Below are 26597 nucleotides of genomic sequence, written 5' to 3'. Positions count from 1 at the left end.
GGAACTTTCACACGCCATTAGTTTCGGAAAAAACCATCCCCGCTTAACACGATTTCTCCGGGAACCCGAGAAATCCACTCTCCCGTTTTCTCCACTTGAGTCGATGTTAGGTAATACTTAGTTAAAAGCTGCTTTTTGATGCTCTCCAGAAAATTTCTTTTATCCTCATGAATATAAGGAAGAGCCTGATCTATACAGCGAAGGTAAGCATACACAGTCATCAGGTTTTTCTCTCCCAGCCTGGAGCCCGCAAACTTCCTCTCAATATTCAATATGTGCCGAATCTCCCCGTCGGTTAGGTCCTGGCCTGATTTGTACTTTTTTAGATATTCCGCCAAAACTTCATACGAAACACCTGGGACCTTTTCCTGTCGTAAAATAAGGTAAGTAAGTGCCTTTTGCTTCAGCAACTTATCGGCCCGAGCAAGATGTGATTTTTCTGAAAGTGTCGAATTCTTTTCCTTTCCGCTGATCGGCGTCAGTTTGATAGCCTTTGTAAAGTCGGGAATATCCTTCAGTTTTTGCTCTGCTGCATTATCCAAGACTTTACGAATGCAGGTCGGGCCAAAAGCCAATTCATTTCCTTCGTCGTCCAGTGCAATAACAGCCACGTTAGACGTCAAAGCCCGCCCACACTCATGGCAAGTAGCCGAGAAAATAAAATCTTTCCTGATTGGGATCATAATTCATTCTCCTTGCCTAAATTTATTCAGAACAGAGCATAACAAAGCTCTATGCAAGTAACGAACAGATCAATTTGAATGAAAAAACCGCAGGAAAAAATCGCTTAATCGCAAAAAGCGGCCCCAAATCGGAACCGCCTTTCGCGCTTTTAGCTTTCAGATTATCCTGGCAATCAGTCCCCAACCGGAAACCGCATCGTCACAAATTCCTCGGCCGCCGAGGGATGCACGGCCACCGTTTGGTCAAACTGGGCTTTGGTCGCGCCAAGCCGCACGGCAATGCCTATCCCCTGAATGATTTCGGCCGCATCAGGGCCAACCATGTGCGCGCCCAGCACCACATCGGTGGTTTTATCGACAATCAGCTTCATCAGCGTTTTTTCATCGCGGCCCGAAAGGGTGTGGCGCATCGGTTTGAAGGTTGATTTGTAAATTACCACATCGCCGCCCTTGGCCCGGGCTTCTTCCTCGCTAAGGCCCACCGTGCCAACAGGTGGCTGCGAGAAAACAGCGGTCGGGATGGCCTGATAGGACATGTGCCACGGCTTGCCGCCATAAACGGTATCGGCAAAGGCCATGCCTTCCTTGATCGCAACCGGGGTAAGCTGCACATGGTCGGTCACATCGCCCACGGCATAGACATTTTCAACGCTGGTTTGCAAACCCTTGTTGATTTTAACCGCACCGTTATCGTCGGTTTCAATGCCAACTTCTTCCAGCCCCAGCCCCTTGGTATTGGGCGCACGGCCGGTCGCAAACATAATGGCATCCACTTCCATGTCGCCACCGCCGGTTAATGTCAGCTTCAAGCTGCCATCATCCTGTTTTTCAATCGCGGTCACGTTGGTTTCAACCTTCAGGTTGATGCCTTTTTTAATGATTTCGGCGGCCAAATGGTCGCGAATATCGCCATCAAAACCGCGCAAAATCTGCTCGCCACGATAAAGCTGGGTTACCTCGGCACCAAGGCCTGCAAAAATACCGGCAAATTCCACCGCAATATAGCCCCCGCCCACAATGACAATGCGCTTGGGCAGGTCTTCGAGATAGAAGGCTTCGTTTGACGAAATCGCATGTTCGATACCGGGAATATCGGGCAGGGTCGGATGGCCACCCACCGCAATTAAAATGCGTTCGGCGGTGACTTCCTCGCCGCCAACAATAACAGTGTGCGCATCCTTGAAGGTGGCGCGATGCTCGAACAGTTTCACATCCGATCCGGCCAGAAGTTTGTGATAAATGCCGTTTAACCGGTCAATTTCCTTGTCCTTGTTGGCAATCAGGGTTTTCCAGCTAAAACTTGGTTCGCCGGGAAGGGTCCAGCCATAGGCCGAGGCATCTTCGAAATCTTCGGCAAAATGCGCGCCGTATACCAGCAGTTTTTTGGGCACACAGCCGCGAATAACACAAGTGCCACCAACCCGGCTTTCTTCGGCAATGGCAACCTTGGCCCCATAGCCCGAAGCAACACGCGCCGCGCGCACACCGCCGGACCCGGCACCGATTACAAACAGATCAAAATCATAGTTCGACATACACATAAATCCTTGCGTTGGATAATCCCCGCTACATGGCGCCAAATGTAGGGATGAATTCGCCAGAGTCTAGGATAGAGTTTATGAACATGATCACGTCTTTGCGCGCCCCAACCGGGAATAGCATTTCATCATCATGATCCTATATGATGCAAACACGATTACCCATAATGGCAACACGCCCACAAAACAGGACGACACTAAATGACTGATGCCCGTTTTTCCGAGGATCCGGCCCATCAAACCGCGCAGCCGGTTTATGCCGAAGAACGCAGCGGCAATACGGCCATTGTTTGTTATGCGCTGATGATTGCCACCCTGTTCACCGCCTATGCCACCGGGTTGATCGCCCTGATTGTCGCCTATGTCGCGCGCGAAGATGACAATCACTGGACCAACAGCCACTACACCTTTGTTATCCGCACCTTCTGGATCAGCATTCTCTATGCAATTTTAACCGGTATCATGACGTTTTTCGTCTGGTGGATTCCGCTGATCGGCTGGGCAATTATTGGCCTGATGGGGCTTTATACCGCCGCATGGTTTATTGGCCGCAACGTGATTGGCCTGTTGCGTGCGATGGAAGGCAAACCGATCAATAACCCGCGAAGCTGGTTTTTTGGCTGATCCCGCCTGCTAAACACCGGGCAAAAATGGCAGGATGATTGCACCAGCGGTGCGGCATCGTTAAAGTCGCGCTTGCGGGCTTTAATCAACAGGGAATGGCAGCTTTATGACGACGGCAGGGATGGCAGAAACGGCAAAAATGCGCTGGGAAGATTTGCTTTCGGCCCATCGTCTTGATGTGGCGGGCGGTAAAGTTACCCTGCCCGATGGTCCTGTCCGCCCTGCTGCCGATGGCAGAAGCCCGTTTCAGATTGATGTCGACCGGGTGATATTTTCATCATCCTTTCGCCGCCTGCAAAACAAAACCCAGGTTCATCCGCTTTCGGAAAACGACCATGTTCATACCCGGCTGACCCACACCATCGAGGTCGGCTCGGTCGGGCAGTCGCTGGGCTTGATGGTCGGTGCGCATATCGTCAAACATCTGGGCGATGACTGCGCCATTACCATTGCCGATATCGGCTATATGGTGCAAGCCGCCTGTCTGGCGCATGATATTGGCAACCCGCCCTTTGGCCATTCGGGCGAAGATGCCATCAATGAATGGTTTACCACATCACAGCTGGCAAAAGACGAACTGACATCGCGCCTTTCTGGCCCGGAACTGGAAGATTTGCGCAATTTTGAAGGCAACGCCCAGGGATTGCGCATTATCAGCCAGCTTGAAATGAAGCGCTTTGAGGGTGGTCTGAACCTGACCTATGGCACGCTGGGCAGTTTCATCAAATATCCGCGTTCCACCAGCATGAGCGAAGCACGGCGCAAGGAATATACCGGCCTTAAAAAGCCCGGCTATTATCAATCCGAACGGGCCATTGCCACCGCCATTGCCCAAAATTGCGGGTTGATTGCGCACGAAGGACTGGACGGCGCCTGGCGGCGTCACCCGCTGGTGTATCTGGTCGAGGCGGCGGACGATATTTGTTATTCGGTGGTCGATCTGGAAGATGGCTGGGAACTGGGCTGTGTGACGTTTGAGGAAGTCGAACGTGCCCTTGCCCCGATTGCGCGCAACCCCGATAAATACGAAGGCGACGCCGACCAGCGCTGGGCCGATTTGAAGGCCGAGCCTTGGTATGCGGCCAAATCGCAAAATGACCGCATCGGTTTTTTGCGTGGCAAGGCGATTGGCAATCTGGTCAAGGCATCGGTTGATGCCTTTATCGCCAACGAGGATGCATTGCTGTGCGGCACGTTAAACGGCGACTTGCTGGCAAACACCCCGCTGGGCGATGATGCCAAATATTGCAAAACCCTGGCGGTGGATAAAATTTACAACGCCCCGCATGTCCTGCCCATTGAGATGGCCGGGTTCGAGGTGATTAACGGCCTGCTCAACAGCTTTGTCCGCGCCGCCATTGATATTGAAGAAACAAAAAAACACAAAAAACGCCTGCCCCCGCAAGCCGACCGGATTGATAAACTTCTTTCGGGCAAACTATCGGCCAGCGACACGCTGTATGACCGCATCATGCGCGTGATGGATTATATTTCCGGCATGACAGACCGTTACGCCGTCACCCTGTTTCGCAAATTGCAGGGCATTACCATTTAAGGGTTTGGCATGTCCGCACGCAACATTGCCGTGCTTGCAAACAAAAAGGGCCTTGCCCGCAATGAATGCGGGCAAGGCCCAAAATCTGCCACCTGAATGATCGATCAGACCATCAGATAATATAGTGAATGCCGCATTCGGTTTTGTCCTGCCCGGCCCAGCGACCGGCCCGAACATCGGAAACAGCGGCATCCACCCGGTCGGTACACGGCATGCAGCCGATTGACATATAGCCTTCGGCTTCTAGCGGATGGCGCGGCAAGGCCCGGTTTTCAAAGATATCTTCGATATCCTGGCGGTTATACCCGGCCAGCGGGTTAACCTTGATCCGCGTTCCTGCGGTTTCGATTACCGGCAACGTGCCGCGTTCACCACCGTGAAAGCGTTTGCGCCCGGTTAGCCACGCATCATAGCCCTGAAGGGCGCGTTGCAGTGGTTCGACCTTGCGGATAAAGCAGCAGCGATTGCCATCTTTGGCAAACAGCATGCCTTCCGGGTCTTCGGCTTTCAGCTTTTCCTCATCCGGGCGCATGATGCGGATATTGGTCAGGCCCAGTTGATCCACCAGTTGTTCGCGATAGCGATGGGTTTCGCCAAACAGCTTGCGGGTATCAAGGAAAATTACCGGCAGGTTGCGGTCGACCTCGGCCACCAGCGCCAGCAGGGCTGCGGCCTCGGTCCCGAACGATGACGTCATGGTAATTTTACCGGCAAATTCTTCATGCACCATCGGCTCGATCAGGGAAATGCCCTGCAAATGGCCGTAGCGATCAAGCAAGGTGCGGGCACGTTCGGTGGTTTCGTCCACACTCATGCTGCCACCGGTGACGACTTCTTCTTCTCTCAAAGCAGCCATTATAACCACCCCCGGCGATCTATATAATCATCTGTCAGGCGCACAAGCTGTTTCATATCCGCACCGGATTCCCGCCATTTGCTGCGCTGGCTTGCCAGTTCGCCCAAACGGTCGCCCCAATGCGGGGACAGCCAGTTTTCAATCGCACGGCGAATACGTCCTGCCAACCGGGGACTGGCACCATTGGTCGAAACCGTGATGACCAGATCACCGCGCTGAACACGGGCCGGGTTAAAAAAATCGCAATAGTCTTTCACATCCTCGACATTGACAATCGTGCCAACGGCGCGGGCGGTGGTGGCAAGGTCTGCGGCGCGGGCCTCGGGCAGGTCCACCACAAACATCACGGCAACGGCGTTAATGTCGGCAGAATTGGGCAGGTAACGGTGCAAACGGTCGCCTGCCTGTTCGGCCAGGTCGGCACTTGGGTCTTCGCTATAAACGGTGACATATTTGGCCCCATCACCGTCAAGCTGGCGCAAACGGTTCAGCGTGGCCTCACCGTTGCCAACCAGAGCCACCGACAGGCGGCCAAGGTCCAGATTGATGGGAAACATCGTCGATCCTCTTAATACGGTTTTCTGTTTGTTGATTGCACTATGAAGGTGTGTTTTATTAAATTCAATACATTTTTTATGTGTTTTATTTACATTCAACAAAAATTAAGTGTTTATTTCGCCACCGCCACAGAAAACCGGCAATCTCGCCCCTTGGCGCCCGATAACAGTTTCGTGATTGGGGGTTCAGGGCGGTTGCATGCGGCTTTTCGTACAAAACAGAATTGTTTCGTCCTATAGTGCCGACGAAATTTGCATTGGCTGAGCCAGAGGATTCGATGTCGCGCAGTGTTTCCCCCACCCTTCACCCCGCCACCAGCATAAACATTGCCGCCCCGCAACCGCACCGCGCCGTTGCAATGTGGCTGTTTTTTTGTGCCTTCATGGTTTTTGTCATGGTGGTGATTGGCGGATTAACCCGGTTAACCGAGTCCGGTCTTTCGATTGTTGAATGGCATCCATTTTCCGGCATCATACCGCCGCTTAACGAAACCGACTGGCAACGCCTGTATCAGGAATACAGCCAGTATCCCGAGTTCCAAAAGGTCAATGGCTGGATGTCGGTGGCTGATTTCAAATCGATCTTCTGGCTGGAATTTATCCATCGCCTGTGGGGCCGATTAATTGGTTTGGTGTTTTTTGTGCCTTTCGTGTGGTTTTTAATCAAACGCAGCATCGATGGCACCACCAAATGGAAGCTGGCCGGGCTTTTTGTACTGGGCGGCCTGCAAGGGGTGATGGGCTGGTACATGGTGATGAGCGGCCTTGTCGATCGCCCCGATGTCAGCCAATACCGCCTCACCGCCCATTTTGGCCTCGCGTTGATTATTTTTATCGCCCTGCTATGGGTCGGCTTGCAGCAATATGCGCCGCGACCGGGTGCCACCGCCACATCACGCCGCATTCTGGGTGTGCTCGCACTGGTGGTGTTTACCGCATTGTCGGGCGGCTTTGTTGCCGGGACCAATGCAGGCTTTATCTATAATACCTTCCCGCTGATGGACGGGCATTTGATCCCCGACGGGTTATTTGCCTTTGACCCGGCATGGATGGCCCCGTTTGAAGACATAAAAACCATCCAGTTCGACCATCGCTGGCTGGCCAAGATTACGTTTTTTGTGGTGCTGTTTTTCTGGTGGCGCACCACACGGCAGGACATTAGCGCCGATCAAAAACGCGCCTGTCATTTGATGCTGGCGGCGGTGTGCCTTCAGGTCGCCCTTGGCATTTCAACCTTGCTGAGCGTGGTGTGGTTGCCTTTGGGTGTTGCCCATCAGGCCGGTGCGGTCCTTTTGATTACGGCGACAACATATTGTGCCTATCGGCTGCGCGCCCGGCACCTGGCATAATTCGCCGCATCATATACCACACACCATATGCCGCCCCTTGTGCAATCGGTTGGGGGCGGGGCTTTCATATTGCCGTGCTGCGGTCTATATAGGAACAACGCCCTATCGGCCGCCTGTACCGGCACGATACACATAAATGCCGCGTCAATGCCGACGCAAAAGGAGGTTTCATGACCGATCTGAGCAAAACCGACAGCCTCTTTTTCGACAAGGGCGAACTTGATCGTGACCGGTTGGAAAGCCAGGTCAATGAAGCCTTGGCCACCGCCGAAGATGGCGAACTGTTTTTGGAATATCGCCAGTCCGAAAGCCTGAGCTGGGATGATGGCCGTCTGCGCAGTGCCAATTTTGATACCGCACAGGGCTTTGGCCTGCGCGCGGTTGCCGATGAAGCCACCGCCTTTTCCCATTCCAACGAATTGTCCAACGCCGCCGTTGGCCGCGCGGCAGAAACCGTTAAAGCGGTTGGGTCTGGCCGGTCGGGCAAGGTCGATCTGGGGTCCATTGGCACCAACGTCTCGCTTTACACCGACATCAACCCGCTGGGCGAAGCCAGTTTTGAAGCCAAGGTCGATTTGCTGGGCAAGATAGACGCCTATGCGCGGACCAAGGACCCGCGCGTATCGCAGGTGTCGGCATCTATTTCGGGCAACTGGCAGGCTGTGCAAATCTGGCGGTCAGGCGGACAGCGCATTGGCGATATTCGCCCGCTGGTCCGGTTTAATGTTTCGGTCGTCGTCAAGGATGGCGACCGCATGGAAAGCGGCTCGCACGGGCAAGGCGGGCGCATTGGCTTTGATGGTTTCTTCGAAGAAAAAACCTGGAAATCCGCCGTCGACGAGGCCCTGCGCCAGGCGATTGTCAATCTGGATTCCGTTGCTGCCCCGGCCGGTGAAATGACCGTTGTTCTCGGGCCGGGCTGGCCGGGCATTTTGCTGCACGAAGCCATTGGTCATGGCCTTGAAGGCGATTTTAACCGCAAGGGTACATCGGCCTTTGCCGGGCTTTTGGGCCAGCGCATTGCATCACCGGGCGTGACCGTGGTGGATGATGGCACCATTCATGACCGTCGCGGATCGCTTTCGATTGATGATGAAGGTACGCCCACCCAGCGCACCGTTTTGATCGAGGATGGCATCCTGACCGGCTTTATGCAGGACCGCCTGAATGCGCGCCTGACCGGGGTTAAATCCACCGGTAACGGGCGGCGTCAGTCCTATGCCCATGCGCCGATGCCGCGGATGACCAACACCTATATGCTGGGCGGCAATCACAGCCCCGAAGAAATTCTGTCATCGGTGAAAAAGGGCATTTATGCTGTTAATTTTGCCGGTGGCCAGGTCGATATCACATCGGGCAAGTTCGTATTTTCGGCATCGGAAGCCTATTTGATCGAAAATGGCAAACTGGGCGCGCCAGTCAAGGGTGCCACCCTGATTGGCAACGGGCCAGACAGCCTGACCAAGGTTTCCATGATCGGCAATGACATGAAACTTGATGACGGCATTGGCACCTGTGGCAAGGATGGCCAGGGTGTTCCCGTTGGCGTCGGCCAGCCCACCCTGCGTATTGACGGACTAACCGTTGGTGGTACAGCGATGTAAGCAGGCATCACCATGCCTGCCGGTTATATCGGATAGTTGCCAGACTTGCTAAAATCGTAAAACTATCAAAGGGATGCTGCATTTAACGATGCAGCATCCTTTGTTTTTGTACCCTTTATTTCCCCGCATCCCATCTAGAACTTTTCAATCTCGCCGCGACAGTCTATCCTTTTGGAAGATTTGGGGGTGGCAAGCCCATACCGTTATTGAACAACAATATCGGTCCAGGCGGCTTGCCAGATATTTGGGGTCTAAAATTGTCAGTGCTGTCATTGCGTCGCGACCATATGTTCGCGGCTATGGTCTTTATGTTTGCGTCCATACCGCTGTCGGGAACCGCGCGCGCGCAGGAACCCGCAGCACTTGATGCGCAACAACGTGCCAACCAGATGCAGCAGGACTTTGAAGAGCTTTCCGGGGCAACTGAAAAATCAAAATTTCTGCTCGAAACCGATGACGGCAAAGGCATTACATTTGCCGATATCCTGCGCGACCCCGACAATATTGTCCTGAACTTTCGCTGGGCCAAGGCCCAGATGGCACAGGGAAACATTCGCGGGGCTTCGGCAACGCTGGAACGCATCCTGATCCTTGAGCCTGATCTGGCACCGGTGCGTTTGTATTATGCCATTATCCAGTATCGCCTCGACAGTCTCGACATTGCCCAGGCCCAGTTTGAAAAGCTGCGCGCGCTGCCCATCAGTGACGATGTCGCCAGCCAGATTGACCTTTATCTTGATCAGATCAAAAAACGTCGCCAGCGCGTAAAACAAAGCCTGTCGATCAGTTTTGGCGGCCATTACGACACCAACCGCAATTCGGCCCCAAGCGATAATGAACGTATGGTGCTGGGATCCCTTCAGGAGATCACCAATACCGGCGACCGCCATCAGTCCGATATCGGCTATATGGCGGCGGCCCATTATGACATTACATATGATTTGGGCTATCAGGCCGGGCACGATGTTTTTGCCGGTGTCACGGGCTATTACGACGATCAGGTTCGCCTTGATAACCTTGATGTTGGCACCGCCAGCTTTGAAGTCGGTGGCCATTGGCGCAGCCCCTATGTCACCATCACCCCCACCCTGATCCAGACAGCAGCCGAACTTAACAATGAAAAATTCCTGACCTCGCGCGGGGCGCGGGTCCGGGTGGACTGGAAATTTCAACCCGATACCACGCTGTGGGGCCAGACCAGCTATTTTGATGAACGCTATGGCGCCACCCCGGATTCAAGCGCGCTTCCGCTGCGATCGGGCCAGCGTTATCAGGGCAAGGCCGGTGTTACCTATGCCTGGAATAACCAGAACCGCACCACATTTGGCCTTACAATGGCGCGTAAAGAAGCCGCGCGCAGCTATTATACCTACCGCAGTGCCGGTGCCGAACTCAGCCATACCCTGCTTTTGGCTGGCGGAAAATACATTCTGGGCAGCCTTTCCTATGGTGTAGACCAGTATCAGCAACCCGACCCGCTGGTAACCGGCAGCACCCCGCTAACGCGCAAGGATTATCCGCTGCGTGCGCGGCTGTCTTATGGGTCCAACCTTGCAAACCTGCTCGATGCGGCATGGTTTGGCAGCGGAATTGGCCGGGACTTTTACCAGTTTATTGCACCGGTTTCCTGGTCGATTACCGAAGAATACCAAGCAACATCATCCAACATTGCCAACTACGATTATGACAACTGGCGGACGCAAATTTTGCTGTCACGCCGTTGGGCATTTTAACCGGAGCCGCGATATGATCCCGTCTATCGTCCCAGACCGCCCTGCTTTTATCAGCCATCCCCGCCGCAAGGCGTGGCTGCCCTGTGCGGGTATTGCGGCATTCCTTATGATAACAACAGCATTATCGGCCCAACCGGCCTTTGCGCGCGGCGAACAGGCCGGTGTCAGTGCCGCCGTGCGTGGCGAGGTCGAACTGGCCGAAAGCAAAGGTGTCGTTGGCTCTCTGGTTGAAAGTGGCCAACCGATTTATCTGGGCGACTATATTACCTCCTCGCCGGGCTCGGGCATGCAGATATTGCTGCTTGATGAAACCGTTTTCACCATCGGTCCGAACAGCGAAATCGCCATTGACGATTTTGTTTATGACCCCGCCAACAATCAGGGCCATATGACGGCCAGCATTACCCGTGGTGTGGTGCGCGTGTTGACCGGCAAACTGGCCCATGACGACCCGAAAACCATGAAAATCAACCTTCCGGTTGGCTCCATCGGTATTCGTGGCACCCAGTTTCTGGTGTCGGTTCAGGATGGCCCGGGAAATGGTGGCAGCGGTGGCAATGGCGGCGGAAACAGCTGGTCGCCTTCAACCCAGAAATTCGCCCAGCAACAATTGGGATCGTCGGGCAGTGGCGGCAATACCGGGCCCGTTGTTGGCGTCATCAACCTTGGCCCGGGTTCGGGCCGCAACGATTCAGGCTCCCATCCCGGCGCGGTTGAACTGACATCGCTTAACGGTGTCACCCAACCCCTGTCAAACGAGGGTTTTGGCGCCTTTATCACCAGCGACACCGTCACCCCTCCAACCCGCTTTCCCGCCGACCTTGCCGGGCTTGATATGAGCAGCCTTGTCACCCGGCCCACCCCGAAAGACGCCAAAGCCAACGGATCAGGGTCTCAAAGCGGGGGCGGCAATGGCAATGGCGGCAGCAAAAGCAGTGGCAGCACAACGACCGGCAGTTCCGGGTCGCAATCCAGCAGCGCGTCGGCCTCTGGCACCACAAAACCGGCCGCATCTGCATCATCGTCCGGGACTGGGTCCGGGTCTACCGCGGCATCTGGCACCCCGGCAGCGACATCGAATAATTCGCAATCAACGCCCCTGAGCGGCACGGTGATGACAGCAGCAAGCAGCGATACCGGCCAATCCGTTGCCAGTGTGCTCGATGTGGCGATAACCCAAACCAGTGTGACGTCGCAAACCAGCGAAACCAGCAACGAAACCGCCGAAACAAACAACGATGTGCATAGCAACCCGGACGTCACCACAGACGTACCGGACGAAATCGTAGATGCGACAACTTACAAAGCCATGAGCGAAATTTCGACCGGATTTTACGACGGAAGCAGGTTCGTAAGCACCGAAAATCTTTCGTATAATTCGTATACTTCTGTGGATTTTGGCGCTCGTGAAATTTTCACGGAAATTTTCAATATTACCGATTCAAAAGGTCAGGATGGCTATTTGAGCGCACACAAATATTATACGGACAGCTCAGATTACGCCGTTATCACAAATGATGACCTTCAAGCGATACCTGATTCAAACTGCATCGCAATGGGCTGCAACGGAAAAGTTACCTTCACAACACCGACGGTTGTTCACGTCGAGCTATCCACTACGGCAGCTCCGGACGGTGCCGATGCAACTTATGGACTAAACAATTTTGATCCCGGTCCTATCGATGCCCCGCCCGTTGATATCCCGGATTGCCAGGACTGCGGAGGCGGAGATTACCCGCCAGATACCGATCCTGGCGATGCCCCGCCCGTTGATATCCCTGTTCAGAACCCGTGACAAGCAAGGCACTATCACCATGCGCAAAAAACTATCTGGCGTTTTGCATTACCTGATCCCGTTGCTGGTTTTGATCACCTGCGTTGTTTTGCGCTGGCAGGATGTGCCGCTGGTGGGGCAATTGCGGATGAATGTGTTTGATACCTATCAGCGTATCGAACCGCGCCAGTATCAGGATGCCGGGGTGCGCATTGTTGATATTGATAACAAAAGCCTGGCCGAACTGGGCCAGTGGCCGTGGCCACGCACCCGCCTTGCCGAACTGGTTTACCGGTTGCGCACCGCCGGGGCCGCCGTTGTTGGCTTTGACGTAATTTTTGCCGAGCCCGACCGCACATCGCCATCGCGTGTGATTGGGGACTGGCCGCAAGATGACAATACCGCCAAAATTCGCGAACTGGCCGCTGGCCTGCCCGACCACGACGCCCTGTTTGCCCAGTTTATTGGCGGCGTTGGGCAAATTGTTACAGCAACCCAGTTGACCAACGGCCCGTTGGCAACCGTTCCCCGCCAGGTCGGAAATTTTTCAGTCGCCGGATCACAGGGCCGCAAGATTGCCGAATATATCCCGACGCTAAGCGGCGCAATCACCAACCTGCCCGCCCTCGAAGACGCGGCAGCGGGCAATGCCCTGATTAACGTAACACCAGGTGCCGATGGTGTGGTGCGACGTGTGCCCCTGTTACTGGCCCTTGATACCGACCTGCCCTTGATTGGCAAACCGGTTTACCCGACGCTAAGCATGGAAATGCTGCGCGTAATGCAAGATGCCCCCAAAACAATGAAGGTCCGCCTGTCTGGCGCCAGCGGTGCCGCAAGCTGGACCACATCTGACGGGGTGGATGCCATTCGCGTCGGGCAATTGACCATTCCATCCGATGCCACAGGCAATATGTGGGTTTATTTTACCGGCCATCAGCAACAACGCTATATTTCAGCCGCCGACGTGATGAACGACAAACTGCCTGCCGGTGCGCTTCAGGATACGGCAGTTTTGATCGGCACCAGTGCGGCGGGCCTGCTTGATTTGCGGTCATCGCCGCTGAACCCGGTTTTGCCGGGTGTCGAGGTTCACGCCGAAATGCTTGAACAGATGTTGTTGCAACAATTTCTGTCGCGCCCCTATTGGGCCTCGCAGGCAGAAACACTGGCGCTGGTTGTGGCCGGTCTGTTTTTCATCATCGCCATTCCCCGGCTTGGTGCGGTTTGGCCGGCCATTATCGGCGTGGGCTTTATTGGCGGGGCCATCGGCTTTTCGTGGTGGGCCTTTCGCGAACATCACATGCTGATTGATCCGCTCTATGCCTGCCTGTCGACCATACTGGTTTATCTTTCGGGCAGTTTGATCGGCTTTATGCGGACCGAGGGCGAAAAACGCCAGGTACGTGGGGCGTTTTCAACCTATCTGTCGCCTGCATTGGTCGAACAACTGGCCCAGCACCCTGAACGGTTAAAACTGGGCGGGGAAATGCGCGAAATGACATTGCTGTTTTGCGATGTGCGCGGCTTTACCACCATTTCCGAAAGCTATAAATCAGACCCGCAAGGCCTGACCCAGTTGATCAACCGGCTGTTAACCCCGCTGACCGGCTGTATTTTACAACGCGATGGCACCATCGACAAATATATGGGCGATTGCATCATGGCGTTCTGGAATGCGCCGCTTGATGTGCCACAGCACCCTGAAAAGGCCTGTGAATCGGCCCTGGCGATGTTTGTTTCGCTGCGTGCCTTAAACGCCGAACGCGAAGCCGAAGCCCATGCCGAAGGCCGCCCGTTTTTGCCGCTTAATATCGGCATTGGCGTCAATACCGGTACCTGCGTTGTGGGTAATATGGGATCGGACCAGCGCTTTGATTATTCGGTTCTGGGCGACGCGGTTAACCTTGCATCCCGGCTTGAGGGACAATCTAAAAACTATGGCGTCGATATTGTGATTGGTCAGGATAGTGCGGTGACGGTATCCGACCGGTTTGCGGTTTTGCAGCTTGACCTGATTGCGGTGAAAGGCAAAAGCGAAGCGGTTGAAATTTTCACCGTGCTGGGCGACCGCGATTTGCGCGATAGCAGCGATTTTGTTGAACTGGCCCAAAGGCACGACGCCATGATTAAAGCCTATCGCGGGCAAAACTGGGATCAGGCCGACGAACTTTTGCGAACATTGCGGCAAAACCCGGTGCGTGATCTTTCTGTTTTGTATGACATGTATGACGAACGCATTGCGGCCTTTCGCAAAATGGCCCCCGGCCCGGACTGGGACGGTGTTTTTGTTGCGACCAGCAAATAACATCCGCCGATTTAGCCCAAACCACAAACCCGCCGCGCTATCGCCCGGCGGGTTTTGTTATGCTTGCATTTCAAAGCGGTTACGCCAATGCTGGATCAAATATCGCCACCAGCTTCCAGTTCGAAAAACAGGCCCCCATGAATTTTTCATCTGACAATGTTTCACCGATATGCCCGGAAATTCTTGCTGCCATCGCCAGCCAGTCCGACAGCAGCGCGCTGCCTTACGGGCAAGACGACGAAACCGCAAAACTTGATACCGCCTTTTCACAACTGTTTGAAACCGACTGCGTTGTTGTGCCGGTTGCCACTGGTACTGCTGCCAATCTAATCGGCCTTTCCAACCTGGTATCGCCTTATGGCGGGGTGGTTTGCCACCACGAAGCCCACATCAACCAGACCGAATCAACAGGGGTGGCATTTTTTGGCGGCGGGGCAAAATTGCTGACGATGGATGGTCCATCGGCCAAAATCGAGGCCGACCGCCTTGATGAATTTTTATCCGCGCAAAGCAATCGCGGCATTCACGCGGTTGACCCCGAATGCGTTGCCATTACCCAGGCCACCGAATTTGGCGCGGTTTACACTGTCGACGAAATCCACGCCATTGGCCGGGTTTGCAAAACCCATGACATGCGGCTGTTTATGGATGGCGCGCGCTTTGCCAATGCGGTGGCATCGCTGGGCTGCCATCCTGCCGACATTACGTGGAAGGCCGGGGTTGATGTTTTAACTTTTGGCGCCACCAAAAATGGCGCATTGGCCGTGGATGCGATTGTGCTGTTTGATAAAACGCTGCGCAAAAAAACCGAGAAGGCCCGCAAACGCGGGGGGCATTTATTTTCCAAACATCGCTATCTGGCGGTGCAATTGCTGGCCTATCTGGAAAATGACCTGTGGCTGAAAAATGCCCGCCACGCCAATATGGCGGCCAGGTTGTTGGGGCAATCCCTGACCAGTCTGGGCGCACGCATGGTGCATATACCCCAGGGCAATGAACTGTTTGTGCGCATGGACGATGACCTTGCCGCCCTGTTACGCGCGGCAGGCATTATATTTCGCCCGTGGCCTGCGGTTGGCCCCGGTGCCTATCGGTTTGTTACCGCGTGGAACAGCCCGCTTGAAGCCATTACCACCCTGCCCGGCGATCTGAACCTAGCATAGCAAACATTGCCAGACGCGCCGCCACCATGAAACAATAACGCCACCATATTGCGCGCCTTTATGCTGCCACCGGCATGAAGGCGCGTTTAACACCCGATTAAAAAGCGAGCCTTTGATGAATTTTGCTTCCGATAACGTGACCCCCGTTTGCCCCGAAATTCAGGCCGCCATCGATGCCCAGTGCCAGGGCAATGCCCCGGCCTATGGCGGGGATGATGTATCAGGCACCCTTGATCGTGCCTTTTCCGGGTTATTTGATTGCGAGGTTGCCGTGGTGCCGGTCAGCACCGGGACGGCGGCAAACTGCATCAGTCTTTCCACACTGGTGTCACCTTATGGCGGCATTGTTTGCCACCACGAGGCCCATATTAACGAAGACGAATCAACGGCCGTCGCCCATTTTACCGGCGGGGCAAAATTGCTGCCGATTGACGGGCCATCGGCCAAGCTTGAAGCCGAAAATCTGAGCCGCTATCTTGAAAGCCGGGTTGATCGCGGGGTCCATTCGGTAACGCCCGAATGTGTTGCCGTCACCCAGTCAACCGAACTGGGCGGGGTTTACAGCCCCGATGAAATTGGGGCGATTGGCGCGGTCTGCAAACAGTTTGACAAAAAACTGTTTATGGATGGCGCACGGTTTGGCAATGCCGTTGCCGCGTTAAACTGCCATCCGGCGGATATCACATGGAAGGCCGGGGTGAATGCGCTAAGTTTTGGCGGCACCAAAAACGGGGCGCTGGCGGTTGAAGCGATTATTTTGTTTGACCCGTCAAAGCGCGCACAGGCCGAACTGGCGCGCAAACGCAGTGGTCATTTATTGTCCAAGCACCGCTATCTGGCCGCGCAACTGGCCGCCTATATCGCCAACGACCTTTGGTTGAAAAATGCGCGCACGGCCAACACCGCCGCCCAGGCCCTTGCCAGCCTTTTGGTCGATCAGGGTGGTGAAATGCTGCTCGACAGTCAAGCCAATGAACTGTTTGTGACACTGCCCGATAATACCGCCCAAAAGCTGCGCGATGCCGGGATGCTATTTTATTCATGGCCGTCTCTGGGGGCAAATGCCTATCGATTTGTGACGGCGTGGAACAGCGATACCGGCGCAATTAACGACCTGAAAACGCAGTTGCAAGGATCGTAAATTTCACTAATTACCTGAAACGACGCACGAATCCCGATATGGGATAAAATATGAAAATGCGCCCCGGTTTAACACAGCAAGGGCGCATTTTTACGTTGTGGCATAAGCAGCCCCGAAAAAAACACATGGCAGCCAGCGAAAAAATTTATCGTCAATTTCATAAAAATAACAAACACTTGACATAAATTCATCTCTCACACGGCTGTGAATGCTACGTAAATTCCCTCAGCAGACGTTGACGGTACGCAAAAACCCTGATTACTTTCCCTCGACGATTACCAACATACGTGTTGGATCGGGTAAACCAGCCCGGGCTGATCATATGGTTTGCAAAGGGTGAGACTTGCAAACCATAACGGCGGTTCGGGCCAGCCTTGAGGGAGGCATATAAATGAAATCGACTTTCGTCAAAGCAGCTTTGGGCGCTGCCCTTGTTGCGACGACAGCCTGGGCCGCACCGACGGCCGCTTCGGCAAAAACCCTGGTTTATTGCTCGGAAGGAAGCCCCGAAGGTTTCAACCCGCAGCTTTACACGTCGGGTACCACCTTTGATGCGACGTCAAAGAACATCTATAACCGTCTGGTTCAGTTCAAGCGCGGCACGACAACGATCGTTCCGGGTCTTGCAACCAGCTGGGACATTTCGGCTGATGGCCTGGAATACACCTTCCACCTGCGTAAAGGTGTAAAGTTCCAGACCACCAAAGAATTCACCCCGACCCGTGAATTTGATGCCGACGACGTTCTGTATTCTTTTGACCGCATGTGGGACAAAGAAAACGCCTATCACGGTGTCAGCGGCGGTTCGTACGAATATTTCGACGCCATGTCGATGCCCGACCTGATCAAGGACATCGTCAAAGTTGACGATTACACTGTCAAATTTGTTCTGAACCGTCCGGAAGCCCCGTTCATTGCCAACATGGCGATGGATTTTGCATCGATCCTGTCCGGCGAATATGCCGACAACATGCTTGAAGCAGGCACCCCGGAACAGGTTGACCTTGTCCCGGTTGGCACCGGCCCGTTCCAGCTGGTTCAGTATCAAAAAGATGCTGTCATTCGCTATAAAGCCAACCCCGATTACTGGGAAGGCCCGGCCGCAATTGACAACCTGATCTTTGCAATTACACCTGACAGCACCGTTCGTTACCAGAAGCTGAAAGCTGGCGAATGCCAGGTGATGCCCTATCCGAACCCGGCTGACCTCAAAGCAATGGATGCCGATGCCTCGATCAACCTGATGAGCCAGGAAGGTCTGAACGTTGGTTACCTTGGATACAACACCAAAAAAGAACCGTTCACCAAAACCGAAGTGCGTAAAGCACTGAACATGGCGATCAACAAGGATGCTATCCTTGAAGCGGTTTATCAGGGTGCCGGTTCCAAGGCCAAAAACCCGATCCCGCCGACGATCTGGTCGTATAACAACGACATCGTTGACGACCCCTATGACCCGGCTGCGGCCAAAAAGATGCTGGCAGATGCCGGTTATCCGGACGGCTTTGAAACCGATATCTGGGCGATGCCCGTACAGCGCCCGTACAACCCGAATGCGCGCCGTATGGCTGAAATGATCCAGGCTGACTGGGCCAAGATCGGCGTTAAAGCCAAAATCGTTTCCTATGAATGGGGCGAGTATCTGGAACGCACCAAAAAGGGCGAACAGGGTTCGTTCCTGATGGGCTGGACCGGCGACAATGGCGACCCCGATAACTTCCTGGCCGTTCTGCTGGGTTGTGATGCCGTTGGCGGCTCGAACCGCGCACAGTGGTGCAACGAAGACTTCGACAAGCTGATCCAGCAGGCGAAAACCACCTCGGACGTTCTCGAACGTACCCGTCTGTATGAACAGGCACAGGTTGTGTTCAAAGAACAGGCTCCGTGGGCAACCATTGCACACTCTGTCGTTTTCGAACCGATCCGCAAGGAAGTTGAAAACTACAAGATTGACCCGTTTGGCGGTCACATCTTCTACGGCGTCGACATCAAAGAATAATCGCGTCTTCATTTTGCAGAGAGGCCCGGTTGTCCGGGCCTCTTCGCATTCCCGATCAAAAAATATGAGAGAGAACGTTCAAGCGCGCAAAAAGCGCCTGAATGAGCAAAAAGGCCCCAAGGCATGCTAGGATTCCTTTTCCGCAGACTGGGTGACATCGTCCCGACGTTTTTCGGCGTTACCCTGCTGGTCTTCTTCCTGATCCGCCTGATCCCTGGCGACCCCATCTTGATGATGGCCGGGGAACGTGGCGTTGATGCCGTTCGCTATGCGCAGTTAAAGGCGCAATACGGATTTGATCAGCCAGTCATTGTTCAGTATTTCCATTATTTACTGGGTGTATTTCAGGGCGATCTTGGCAAATCCTTTGTGACCAAAAAACCGGTCCTTGAAGAGTTTATGACCCTGTTCCCGGCAACGGTTGAACTGGGCGTTATTGCAATTTTGTTTGCCATTGTCGTTGGCTTGCCGCTGGGCGTTATCGCCGCTGTGCGCCGGGGTGGCATTTTTGACTACACCACCATGACCATCTCGCTGGCTGGCTATTCGATGCCGATTTTCTGGTGGGCAACGATGCTGATCATGTTCTTTTCGGTATCGCTGGGCTGGACCCCGGTTTCAGGCCGCCTGTCGGTTTTATATTACATCGAACCCACCACCGGCTTCATGCTGATTGATACCCTGCTAAGCGACCAGAAAGGTGCCTTTGTCGATGCGTTACGGCATCTGATTTTGCCCTCGATTGCGCTGGGCACCATTCCAATGGCCGTCATTGCCCGCATGACCCGGTCTTCGATGCTCGAAGTCCTGCGCGAGGATTACATCCGTGTTGCGCGCGCCAAGGGGCTTAGTCCGGCCAAGGTCGTTGTCGTGCATGCGTTGCGCAATGCGCTTATTCCGGTGGTCACGGTTATCGGCCTGCAGGTCAGCGTGCTGGTGGCCGGTGCCATTTTGACCGAAACGATCTTTTCATGGCCCGGCATTGGCAAATGGATCGTCGAAGCGGTAAGCCGTCGCGACTATCCGACCATTCAGGGCGGAATTCTTCTGATCGCGATCATGATCATGATGGTTAATCTGTTTGTTGATCTGACCTACAGCGTAATCAATCCCCGCATTCGTCATACGCGCTAAGGGATGGAAAAATTATGAGCACACAAACAAATCCCGCGACCACGCCCGACCCGGACGATGCGGCGCAAAAAGAACTTGAAGCCATCCTGCTGGCAAAACCGCCCTCGCCTTTGGCCGAGTTTTGGCACTATTTCCGCCAGAACCGCGGCGCGCTGGCCGGTTTGATCGTGGTGGGAATTGTTGTTTTTCTGGCCGTCTTCGCCCAGGTTGTTGCCCCTTACGACCCCATCGCCCAGGACCGGTCCGCCATCCAGATGCCCCCGTCATGGGAAGATGGCGGCAGTTCGCAATATTTGCTCGGCACCGATGCCGTTGGCCGCGACATGGTTTCGCGCCTGATGTATGGCGCGCAGCTTTCGGTGTTTATCGGCCTGTTCGTGGTGGTTATTTCGGTTATCTTTGGCGTCACCCTTGGTCTGGCGTCGGGCTATTTCCGGGGCTGGGTTGAAATAGCTATCATGCGGGTCATGGATATTATGTTGTCCATTCCCAGTCTGGTGCTGGCCCTTGCCATTGTCACCATTCTTGGCCCTAACCTGATCAACGCCATGCTGGCCATCTCCATTGTCCAGTTGCCCCATTATGTGCGGCTGACCCGGGCCTCGGTGATTTCGGAACGCAACAAGGAATATGTTACCGCATCGCAAATTGCTGGTGCCGGTCCCATGCGGCAAATGTTTATCAACATTCTGCCCAACTGTGCCGCCCCCTTGATCGTGCAGGGCACCCTGGGCATTTCCAATGCCATTCTTGATGCCGCTGCCCTTGGCTTTCTGGGCCTTGGCGCACAGCCGCCAACGCCGGAATGGGGCTCGATGCTGGCAAATGCTCGCGAATTTGTGGGTTCCGCCTGGTGGATTGTTACCTTTCCCGGCCTGTGTATCCTGATCACCGTGCTGGCCTTTAACCTGATGGGTGATGGTCTGCGCGATGCCCTCGATCCCAAGATGAAGCGGTAAAGCGTCATGGCATTGTTAGAAGTTAAAAACCTGACGGTCGAATTTGGCTCGGAAAAGAACCCGTTTCGCGCGGTTGATTCTGTCAGCTATTCGGTCGAACGCGGCGAAGTTTTAGGGATCGTTGGTGAATCCGGGTCGGGTAAATCGGTCAGTTCACTGGCCCTGATGGGCCTGATCGACTATCCCGGCCGGGTCACCGCCGACAGCCTGACCTTTGATGGCGAAGATCTGTTGCGCATGTCTGCGCGCAAGCGCCGCAACATTACCGGCAAAGACATCGCCATGATCTTCCAGGATCCGATGTCTTCGCTTAACCCGTGCTACACCGTTGAAACCCAGATCATGGAAGCCCTTAAGGTCCATGAAGGGGGCAATAAAAAGCAACGCCGTGAACGCACGCTGGACCTGTTAAACCAGGTTGGCATTCCCGACCCGAAATCGCGGATGAAGGCCTATCCCCATCAGCTTTCGGGCGGGATGAGCCAGCGTATTGTCATTGCCATGGCAATTGCGTGCAACCCGCGCCTTTTGGTCGCCGATGAACCAACCACCGCGCTGGATGTGACCATTCAGGCCCAGATCATTGATTTGCTTTTAAAATTGCAAGCCGACAGCGACATGGCCCTGATTTTGATCACCCACGATCTGGCACTGGTGTCCGAGGCAGCCGACCGTATTCAGGTGATGTATGCCGGGCAACTGTTTGAAAGCGGCCCGGCGGACGGCCTGTTTGCCGCCCCGCGCCATCCCTATACCCAGGCGTTGCTGGAGGCCCTGCCCGAACGCTCTGCCGGGCATGACCGCCTGCGCACCATTCCCGGAGTGGTTCCCGGTGCGCATGACCGCCCGACCGGGTGCCTGTTAAGCCCGCGTTGCCGTTACGCCACCGATAAATGCGTATCGACCCAGCCGCTGGTGACGGATTATTACGGCCGGGATGTGCGGTGTTTTTATCCGTTAGATGATAACGGGCAGCCCACCGGGAGGAACGTGTAAATGAGCTTTCTTGATACCAAACCCGGCGTTGCCCTGATGGAAGGCGACACCTTGGCGCGGCACTACACGGTCAGTGGTGGTTTTGGCAAACCCACCGCATCGGTCAAGGCGCTTGATGGTGTTTCGTTTTCACTCGAAGCCCAAAAAACCCTGGCGGTTGTGGGGGAATCCGGTTGTGGCAAATCCACCCTTGGCCGTCAGTTAACATTGATCGAAAAGCCGTCTTCGGGCGCACTTAAAATCAATGGCGACGCGGTAGGCAATTTGTCAGACAAAGACGCCCAGTTGTTTCGCCGCACGGTTCAAATGATTTTCCAGAACCCTTATGGCTCGCTTAACCCGCGCAAAAAGGTCGGCCAGATTCTGGAAGAACCGGTTTTGCTCAATATGGACAAGCTAAGCCGCAAGGAACGCCAGGAACGGGTGCGCGACACCATGGCCAAGGTGGGGTTACGGCCGGAATTTTACAGCCGTTATCCGCATATGTTTTCGGGCGGGCAGCGCCAGCGTATTGCCATTGCCCGCGCGCTGATTTTGGAACCCAAGGTCATTGTCGCCGACGAACCTGTTTCGGCGCTGGACGTTTCGGTGCAAGCACAGGTTTTGAACCTGATGATGGACCTGCAAGACGAAATGAACGTCGCCTATGTGTTCATTTCCCATGATTTATCCGTCGTGCGCCATATTGCCGATGATGTGATGGTAATGTATCTGGGCCGGGTTGCCGAAAAAGGCCCGACCGAGGAACTGTTTAACCGTCCGCTTCATCCCTATACCCGCGCATTGCTGGCATCAGCACCCAAGATTGACCCGGCCCACCGGGTTAAATCCGAACCGCTGACCGGCGAACTCCCATCCCCGATCAATCCGCCGTCGGGTTGTGCGTTTCATAAACGCTGCCCGTTCGCGACCGATCATTGCGCCCAGGTCCGCCCGGAACTGCGTATGATTGAAGGCCGCGAAGTCGCCTGCCACCGGGTCGAGGAAATTTTCTGATCCCGCCATCCTTGCGTGATCAACCCGTAGTCATAAAGGGACGTACCCGCCAGTGCGTCCCTTTATTTATCGGCACCGGCCAATGTCACCAGCACTTAACGCCGTGCTGCGGCCAGCACCGCCCCCGCCCCGATCAGCACCCCGCCGCTCACCCGGTTTAAAAGGCGCAAATGCCGGGCAGACCGCACAAACCCCTTTACCTGCCCGCCCACCAGCCCATAGGCCAGCAAAACGCAGGCTTCCATCACCAGAAATGTCACGCCCATAACGGCAAACTGTGGCCCATAGGGGACTTGTGCGTTTAAAAACTGCGGGAAAAAGGCGGTAAAAATCAAAATGGCCTTGGGGTTGCCCATGGCGGTTAAAAACTCCCGCCGGGCCAGATCATAGGCATTTGGTCGCGGCTGAAATATCAAATCGTCGCCGGGCATTCCACCGGTATCATCGTGGCCTGAAACATGGCTGCGCCAGGTTTTAACGCCCAAATAAACCAGATACGCCGCCCCGGCATATTTGATAATGCCAAACGCCACCTCGCTTGCCGCCAGCACCACACCAAGGCCGGTTGCGGTAACCACAATCATAATGGCAAAGGCCAATAACCGGCCCACACCGCCCGTTGCCGATGCCCCGACACCGTGGCGCGCGCCATTAAACATCGCCATCAAATTATTAGGCCCCGGCGCCATCGAAAGCGCAAACGCCGCCCCGGCAAAGACCAGCCACGTATCAAAGGACATCACACACCCCGGCAAAAACACATGTTTATGGCCGCTGATTGCGCCGTAAAATCACCCCCGCGTCAAGGCTGCAATCATGTCACGCGCATCAGGCCAGCTCGCAACAAGGTCCGCACGTTTTCCCATCGAAAAATCGGCAAAATCAAACCCCGGCGCCACGGTGCATCCCAGCAAGGCAAAGGCACCGCCGGGTTTAAGGCGCGCGCCCTGCCATACATTTTTAGGCACCACCATTTGCGGGCGCTGCCCCGCCATGATGTCACGGCCAATCTCGACCACGCAGTGGCTGCCATCGGCAAACAGTTGCAACTGTTCAACCGCATCGCCGAGATAAAAATGAAAAATCTCGTCGGAGGTTAAAATATGCATCCCCGAAAATGTATCCGGGGTCAAAAGATAATAGATCGCCGTCCCTGTTGACCGGTCCGACGGATAACGCCCCTGCGGATTGGTGATGTCATCAGCCCGAAAAGTTTCGGCGTAATACCCCCCTTCGGGATGGGGCTGCAAATCCAATTCATTAACAACAAACTCTATAATATTTTTATCTGACATATCTAATTACACCTGAACTCAAAAAGAAAAAATTTCCACTGGCTTAAATCCAACATTCTTCTTGAAATTCATATTATGGGAAAAATTCTTCATGCAATCAGACGGGTCCAGAGTTATAAAATTTAACTCATTTACCGTATCCCTCATCAATAAAGCGCTTAAAATAACCTGATTTTCCAAATGCCCTGTTGCAGAGTTCAATAGAGCATCTTTAGCATTAATAATCACGGAGTTCACTGGTAATATATTAAAAATTTCTCTCGCGACTCTCAAGACGGCGCCACATACATAGTCTTGATATATCAAATTAAAATCCCCCTTCGAAATTTTCTTAGTTGAAATAGAACCTGATTGCCGCAATGTGTATTTTTCATCAGGAACAATTTCTTCCCCATGCACATCAATACTAATCAGGACATTATTTTTTCCCTCCAAAACTATCGATATGTGTTTTCCAATATGTTCGATATCAGAAAACTTTCCCAATTCATCAATCGCCTTTAGCATACACTCAGAATCGCCATCTATAATTCTACGCGAGAAATCACGCCGATCCTTGTATTTCTCCTTTTCAAGGTTAAATTTATCAATTTCCGCATCAAATATTTTCTGATCTTTTTCTAAAGAATTTTTAAAATTTTTCTGAAGTTTATTTTTAACTTTTTCCTCTATCCCAAACCAACGATGAAAAACTGTTGGCTTGTAACTTGTGATTTTTTTCTGTGCCTGATCGGTAAAAAATTCCTTCTTGACAGGAGGGACAGGGGAAGATTCTCTAAATATGTTCGCCCAATTAGTTTCTTTTGCTAGCACACTCTTTTGAAGACTCGTAATGGCTGAAATATACCGATCGTATTCACGAACTGCTTCCTGAGCCTCACCCAATGCTATTATTTTTTCTTGATTTTTTTGACGTCTGACATTTTCACGCTGCACTCTACGTGATGCCGCAGCCATTGCCCTCACTGTACCCTTCCAACCCATGACACATCCCCTCATGTTAATTTGATGGTTTAACGCTAACACATAAGGAAACATTTATTTAAATAAAAAAGGCGCAGTTTAATCCTGCACCTTTTTGTTTAAATAATTCCCCAAGAGAAAATAGCTAGTTTTTCGGTTGCCCCATCATCCCGCCGGACTGGCCCATCGCGCCCCCCATGCCGGAATTCATATCCATCGTCATCGGCGCGTGCTGTTTTTGCGATGCATCGGACATGGAAATAACATCAACATCCACCGGCACATCCCCGGCCTTTTCAAACTGCAAGGTCAGGGGAATATGTTGCCCGGCCTTGAGCGGCGTATGCAAATCAAGAAACATCACATGATAGCTGCCCGGTTTAAAGGCAAGCTCGCCGCTGGCGGGCACATCAACACCGCCTTCAACCCGGCGCATCTTCATCACGTTGTTTTCCATGATGTGGGTATGCAGTTCTGTGCGATCGGCCAGATCGGACGTCGCGCCGACAATTTTGTCGGCCGCGCCCGCATTATGAATGATAAAAAACGCGGCCCCGTTGGGCACGCGACCGATGGATTCCTTGGCCCATGCATCGCTGATTGTGATGTCACCTGCAAATGCCGGAAGGGCAGTCACAATCCCTGCCACCATCGTGGCAATTCCCAAAAACCTGTTAAACATGATCTGGTCCATTTCTCTGATTGAAAATAAAACGACGTTGCATTGATCGATCAGATGGAAACAGGGGGACCACGCGGCGCAAAGCCGATGGCAGCCATGATAAACCGCGCATCCTGCCCCGCCAGAACAGCCGAAAACCGGCTTTGTAATGCAGGATGGGAATAGACAAAACCCGCCGCAAGCACCGGGATGGCATGACAAAATGCGCAATGGGCGCAAAAGGCGTGTGAGGGTGCGGTCTTGCCGCCCGATCTGGCATTGTCAACCTTGTCAGCTTCGTTCGCCAGCGACGTCGCACCATCAGGGGCGGAACGGATGTCCGCATTTACAGCGCCAAGACGAACCGGCTGAATACCGCTTCCGGTACAGATATAGATAATATTCGACGCCGCCCGGAATGCCCCCGGCCCGCTTGCCCCGGCCCCATGCAACGCAAGCGGCACGCCCGCCTGGGTCAAGGATGCCAGAATGACAACAAAAACCAGCCCCCACACCTGCAAATTCGTTCGCAGGGAGCCTTGAACACCGTTAACGGTGCGGCGTAATCGTGCCATCGGTGCGCTAAGCACCGTGGCAGGATACGGCAAAAATGCGGAATATTTTGCTGCCATACAGGATGATATGCCCAATCCCTGTTCAATCGGCAATGTTATATGTCAAACCGGACCGGGGAAGCCCCGATCCGGTC

23 protein-coding genes are annotated in these 26597 nt (G+C 53.9%); 14 read left to right on the top strand and 9 right to left on the bottom strand.

The features are described 5' to 3' along the window. Window positions 1-17 precede the first annotated feature (17 nt). Window positions 18-683, bottom strand: coding sequence for a hypothetical protein (locus TMES_RS06450; protein ID WP_085580633.1), 666 nt, complete (start codon window positions 681-683; stop codon window positions 18-20). A gap of 173 nt (window positions 684-856) precedes the next feature. Further along, entirely contained in the window at window positions 857-2218 is a 1362-nt protein-coding gene (gene gor / locus TMES_RS06445) for a glutathione-disulfide reductase (RefSeq protein ID WP_085580631.1), read from the bottom strand. 204 nt (window positions 2219-2422) lie between these two features. Here gor and TMES_RS06440 point away from each other — a divergent pair, with 204 nt between their 5' ends. Next, the gene (locus tag TMES_RS06440; protein WP_085580629.1) at window positions 2423-2845 is read left to right on the top strand and encodes a DUF4870 family protein; all 423 of its coding nucleotides are present in this window, start codon (window positions 2423-2425) and stop codon (window positions 2843-2845) included. Window positions 2846-2951: 106 nt separating this feature from the next. Then, window positions 2952-4400 (top strand): deoxyguanosinetriphosphate triphosphohydrolase, encoded by a 1449-nt coding sequence (locus tag TMES_RS06435; protein WP_245835238.1) that lies wholly within the window; start codon window positions 2952-2954, stop codon window positions 4398-4400. Between the two features lie 112 nt (window positions 4401-4512). Here the strand turns inward: TMES_RS06435 and TMES_RS06430 are convergent, their stop codons facing one another. Together TMES_RS06430 and TMES_RS06425 are read right to left on the bottom strand one after the other, a co-directional pair. Next, window positions 4513-5256 carry a phosphoadenylyl-sulfate reductase gene (locus TMES_RS06430; protein ID WP_085580627.1) on the bottom strand — a complete coding sequence of 248 codons (744 nt, stop codon included), beginning with the start codon at window positions 5254-5256 and terminating at the stop codon, window positions 4513-4515. Further along, complete coding sequence (locus TMES_RS06425) at window positions 5256-5813, bottom strand: precorrin-2 dehydrogenase/sirohydrochlorin ferrochelatase family protein (RefSeq protein ID WP_085580625.1); 558 nt, start codon at window positions 5811-5813, stop codon at window positions 5256-5258. The genes TMES_RS06430 and TMES_RS06425 overlap by 1 nt, the downstream gene beginning before the upstream one ends. 278 nt (window positions 5814-6091) lie before the next feature. Between TMES_RS06425 and TMES_RS06420 the strand changes: the two genes are divergently transcribed. The 12 genes from TMES_RS06420 (at window position 6092) to TMES_RS06365 (ending at window position 22969) form a co-directional block, all read left to right on the top strand. After that, window positions 6092-7162 (top strand): COX15/CtaA family protein, encoded by a 1071-nt coding sequence (locus TMES_RS06420; protein ID WP_211275875.1) that lies wholly within the window; start codon window positions 6092-6094, stop codon window positions 7160-7162. Window positions 7163-7332: 170 nt separating this feature from the next. Beyond that, a complete protein-coding gene (tldD, locus tag TMES_RS06415; RefSeq protein WP_085580623.1) occupies window positions 7333-8766 on the top strand; it encodes a metalloprotease TldD in 1434 nt (477 codons plus the stop codon). Between the two features lie 308 nt (window positions 8767-9074). Continuing rightward, window positions 9075-10499 carry a tetratricopeptide repeat protein gene (locus TMES_RS06410; protein WP_158091196.1) on the top strand — a complete coding sequence of 475 codons (1425 nt, stop codon included), beginning with the start codon at window positions 9075-9077 and terminating at the stop codon, window positions 10497-10499. A gap of 13 nt (window positions 10500-10512) precedes the next feature. Next, complete coding sequence (locus tag TMES_RS06405) at window positions 10513-12294, top strand: FecR family protein (RefSeq protein WP_158091195.1); 1782 nt, start codon at window positions 10513-10515, stop codon at window positions 12292-12294. 19 nt (window positions 12295-12313) lie between these two features. Further along, on the top strand, window positions 12314-14581 hold the full coding sequence (locus tag TMES_RS06400; RefSeq protein ID WP_085580617.1) for a CHASE2 domain-containing protein: 2268 nt from the start codon (window positions 12314-12316) through the stop codon (window positions 14579-14581). A gap of 59 nt (window positions 14582-14640) precedes the next feature. After that, entirely contained in the window at window positions 14641-15744 is a 1104-nt protein-coding gene (locus TMES_RS06395; protein ID WP_245835237.1) for a threonine aldolase family protein, read from the top strand. Between the two features lie 115 nt (window positions 15745-15859). Then, on the top strand, window positions 15860-16885 hold the full coding sequence (locus tag TMES_RS06390) for a threonine aldolase family protein (protein ID WP_085580615.1): 1026 nt from the start codon (window positions 15860-15862) through the stop codon (window positions 16883-16885). 391 nt (window positions 16886-17276) lie between these two features. Continuing rightward, window positions 17277-18884 (top strand): ABC transporter substrate-binding protein, encoded by a 1608-nt coding sequence (locus TMES_RS06385; RefSeq protein ID WP_085580613.1) that lies wholly within the window; start codon window positions 17277-17279, stop codon window positions 18882-18884. Window positions 18885-19007: 123 nt separating this feature from the next. Then, window positions 19008-20018, top strand: a complete 1011-nt coding sequence (locus TMES_RS06380) for an ABC transporter permease subunit (protein ID WP_085580611.1) — start codon at window positions 19008-19010, stop codon at window positions 20016-20018. Between the two features lie 14 nt (window positions 20019-20032). Continuing rightward, window positions 20033-20977 carry an ABC transporter permease subunit gene (locus tag TMES_RS06375; RefSeq protein WP_085580609.1) on the top strand — a complete coding sequence of 315 codons (945 nt, stop codon included), beginning with the start codon at window positions 20033-20035 and terminating at the stop codon, window positions 20975-20977. A gap of 6 nt (window positions 20978-20983) precedes the next feature. Then, window positions 20984-21973, top strand: a complete 990-nt coding sequence (dppD, locus tag TMES_RS06370; protein ID WP_085580607.1) for a dipeptide ABC transporter ATP-binding protein — start codon at window positions 20984-20986, stop codon at window positions 21971-21973. Then, window positions 21974-22969 carry a peptide ABC transporter ATP-binding protein gene (locus TMES_RS06365; RefSeq protein ID WP_085580606.1) on the top strand — a complete coding sequence of 332 codons (996 nt, stop codon included), beginning with the start codon at window positions 21974-21976 and terminating at the stop codon, window positions 22967-22969. It begins immediately after the preceding gene. A gap of 95 nt (window positions 22970-23064) precedes the next feature. Here the strand turns inward: TMES_RS06365 and TMES_RS06360 are convergent, their stop codons facing one another. From TMES_RS06360 to TMES_RS06340, 5 genes are all read right to left on the bottom strand, one after another. Then, window positions 23065-23709 (bottom strand): LysE family translocator, encoded by a 645-nt coding sequence (locus TMES_RS06360; protein WP_085580604.1) that lies wholly within the window; start codon window positions 23707-23709, stop codon window positions 23065-23067. Between the two features lie 51 nt (window positions 23710-23760). Continuing rightward, entirely contained in the window at window positions 23761-24264 is a 504-nt protein-coding gene (locus TMES_RS06355) for a cupin domain-containing protein (RefSeq protein WP_085580602.1), read from the bottom strand. Between the two features lie 18 nt (window positions 24265-24282). Then, window positions 24283-25248, bottom strand: coding sequence for a hypothetical protein (locus TMES_RS06350; RefSeq protein WP_143589557.1), 966 nt, complete (start codon window positions 25246-25248; stop codon window positions 24283-24285). Window positions 25249-25372: 124 nt separating this feature from the next. Further along, the gene (locus TMES_RS06345) at window positions 25373-25909 is read right to left on the bottom strand and encodes a copper chaperone PCu(A)C (protein ID WP_245835236.1); all 537 of its coding nucleotides are present in this window, start codon (window positions 25907-25909) and stop codon (window positions 25373-25375) included. Window positions 25910-25959: 50 nt separating this feature from the next. Next, window positions 25960-26520 (bottom strand): hypothetical protein, encoded by a 561-nt coding sequence (locus TMES_RS06340; RefSeq protein ID WP_085580596.1) that lies wholly within the window; start codon window positions 26518-26520, stop codon window positions 25960-25962. Between the last annotated feature and the right edge of the window lie 77 nt (window positions 26521-26597).

It is taken from the genome of Thalassospira mesophila, assembly GCF_002115755.1.
GTDB lineage: Bacteria > Pseudomonadota > Alphaproteobacteria > Rhodospirillales > Thalassospiraceae > Thalassospira > Thalassospira mesophila.
Note: the sequence above shows the minus strand (reverse complement) of the source record. Positions and strands in the feature narration are given on the sequence as shown.

Coding starts and splice junctions, on each gene's coding strand:
- gor (WP_085580631.1), bottom strand. CDS start 2,218: ATGTCGAACTATGATTTTGATCTGTTTGTAATCGGTGCCGGGTCCGGC.
- TMES_RS06360 (WP_085580604.1), bottom strand. CDS start 23,709: ATGTCCTTTGATACGTGGCTGGTCTTTGCCGGGGCGGCGTTTGCGCTT.
- TMES_RS06375 (WP_085580609.1), top strand. CDS start 20,033: ATGAGCACACAAACAAATCCCGCGACCACGCCCGACCCGGACGATGCG.
- TMES_RS06390 (WP_085580615.1), top strand. CDS start 15,860: ATGAATTTTGCTTCCGATAACGTGACCCCCGTTTGCCCCGAAATTCAG.
- TMES_RS06440 (WP_085580629.1), top strand. CDS start 2,423: ATGACTGATGCCCGTTTTTCCGAGGATCCGGCCCATCAAACCGCGCAG.
- TMES_RS06380 (WP_085580611.1), top strand. CDS start 19,008: ATGCTAGGATTCCTTTTCCGCAGACTGGGTGACATCGTCCCGACGTTT.
- dppD (WP_085580607.1), top strand. CDS start 20,984: ATGGCATTGTTAGAAGTTAAAAACCTGACGGTCGAATTTGGCTCGGAA.
- TMES_RS06340 (WP_085580596.1), bottom strand. CDS start 26,520: ATGGCAGCAAAATATTCCGCATTTTTGCCGTATCCTGCCACGGTGCTT.
- TMES_RS06400 (WP_085580617.1), top strand. CDS start 12,314: ATGCGCAAAAAACTATCTGGCGTTTTGCATTACCTGATCCCGTTGCTG.
- TMES_RS06410 (WP_158091196.1), top strand. CDS start 9,075: ATGTTTGCGTCCATACCGCTGTCGGGAACCGCGCGCGCGCAGGAACCC.
- tldD (WP_085580623.1), top strand. CDS start 7,333: ATGACCGATCTGAGCAAAACCGACAGCCTCTTTTTCGACAAGGGCGAA.
- TMES_RS06435 (WP_245835238.1), top strand. CDS start 2,952: ATGACGACGGCAGGGATGGCAGAAACGGCAAAAATGCGCTGGGAAGAT.
- TMES_RS06350 (WP_143589557.1), bottom strand. CDS start 25,248: ATGGGTTGGAAGGGTACAGTGAGGGCAATGGCTGCGGCATCACGTAGA.
- TMES_RS06450 (WP_085580633.1), bottom strand. CDS start 683: ATGATCCCAATCAGGAAAGATTTTATTTTCTCGGCTACTTGCCATGAG.
- TMES_RS06385 (WP_085580613.1), top strand. CDS start 17,277: ATGAAATCGACTTTCGTCAAAGCAGCTTTGGGCGCTGCCCTTGTTGCG.
- TMES_RS06355 (WP_085580602.1), bottom strand. CDS start 24,264: ATGTCAGATAAAAATATTATAGAGTTTGTTGTTAATGAATTGGATTTG.
- TMES_RS06405 (WP_158091195.1), top strand. CDS start 10,513: ATGATCCCGTCTATCGTCCCAGACCGCCCTGCTTTTATCAGCCATCCC.
- TMES_RS06345 (WP_245835236.1), bottom strand. CDS start 25,909: ATGTTTAACAGGTTTTTGGGAATTGCCACGATGGTGGCAGGGATTGTG.
- TMES_RS06395 (WP_245835237.1), top strand. CDS start 14,641: ATGCTTGCATTTCAAAGCGGTTACGCCAATGCTGGATCAAATATCGCC.
- TMES_RS06365 (WP_085580606.1), top strand. CDS start 21,974: ATGAGCTTTCTTGATACCAAACCCGGCGTTGCCCTGATGGAAGGCGAC.
- TMES_RS06420 (WP_211275875.1), top strand. CDS start 6,092: ATGTCGCGCAGTGTTTCCCCCACCCTTCACCCCGCCACCAGCATAAAC.
- TMES_RS06430 (WP_085580627.1), bottom strand. CDS start 5,256: ATGGCTGCTTTGAGAGAAGAAGAAGTCGTCACCGGTGGCAGCATGAGT.
- TMES_RS06425 (WP_085580625.1), bottom strand. CDS start 5,813: ATGTTTCCCATCAATCTGGACCTTGGCCGCCTGTCGGTGGCTCTGGTT.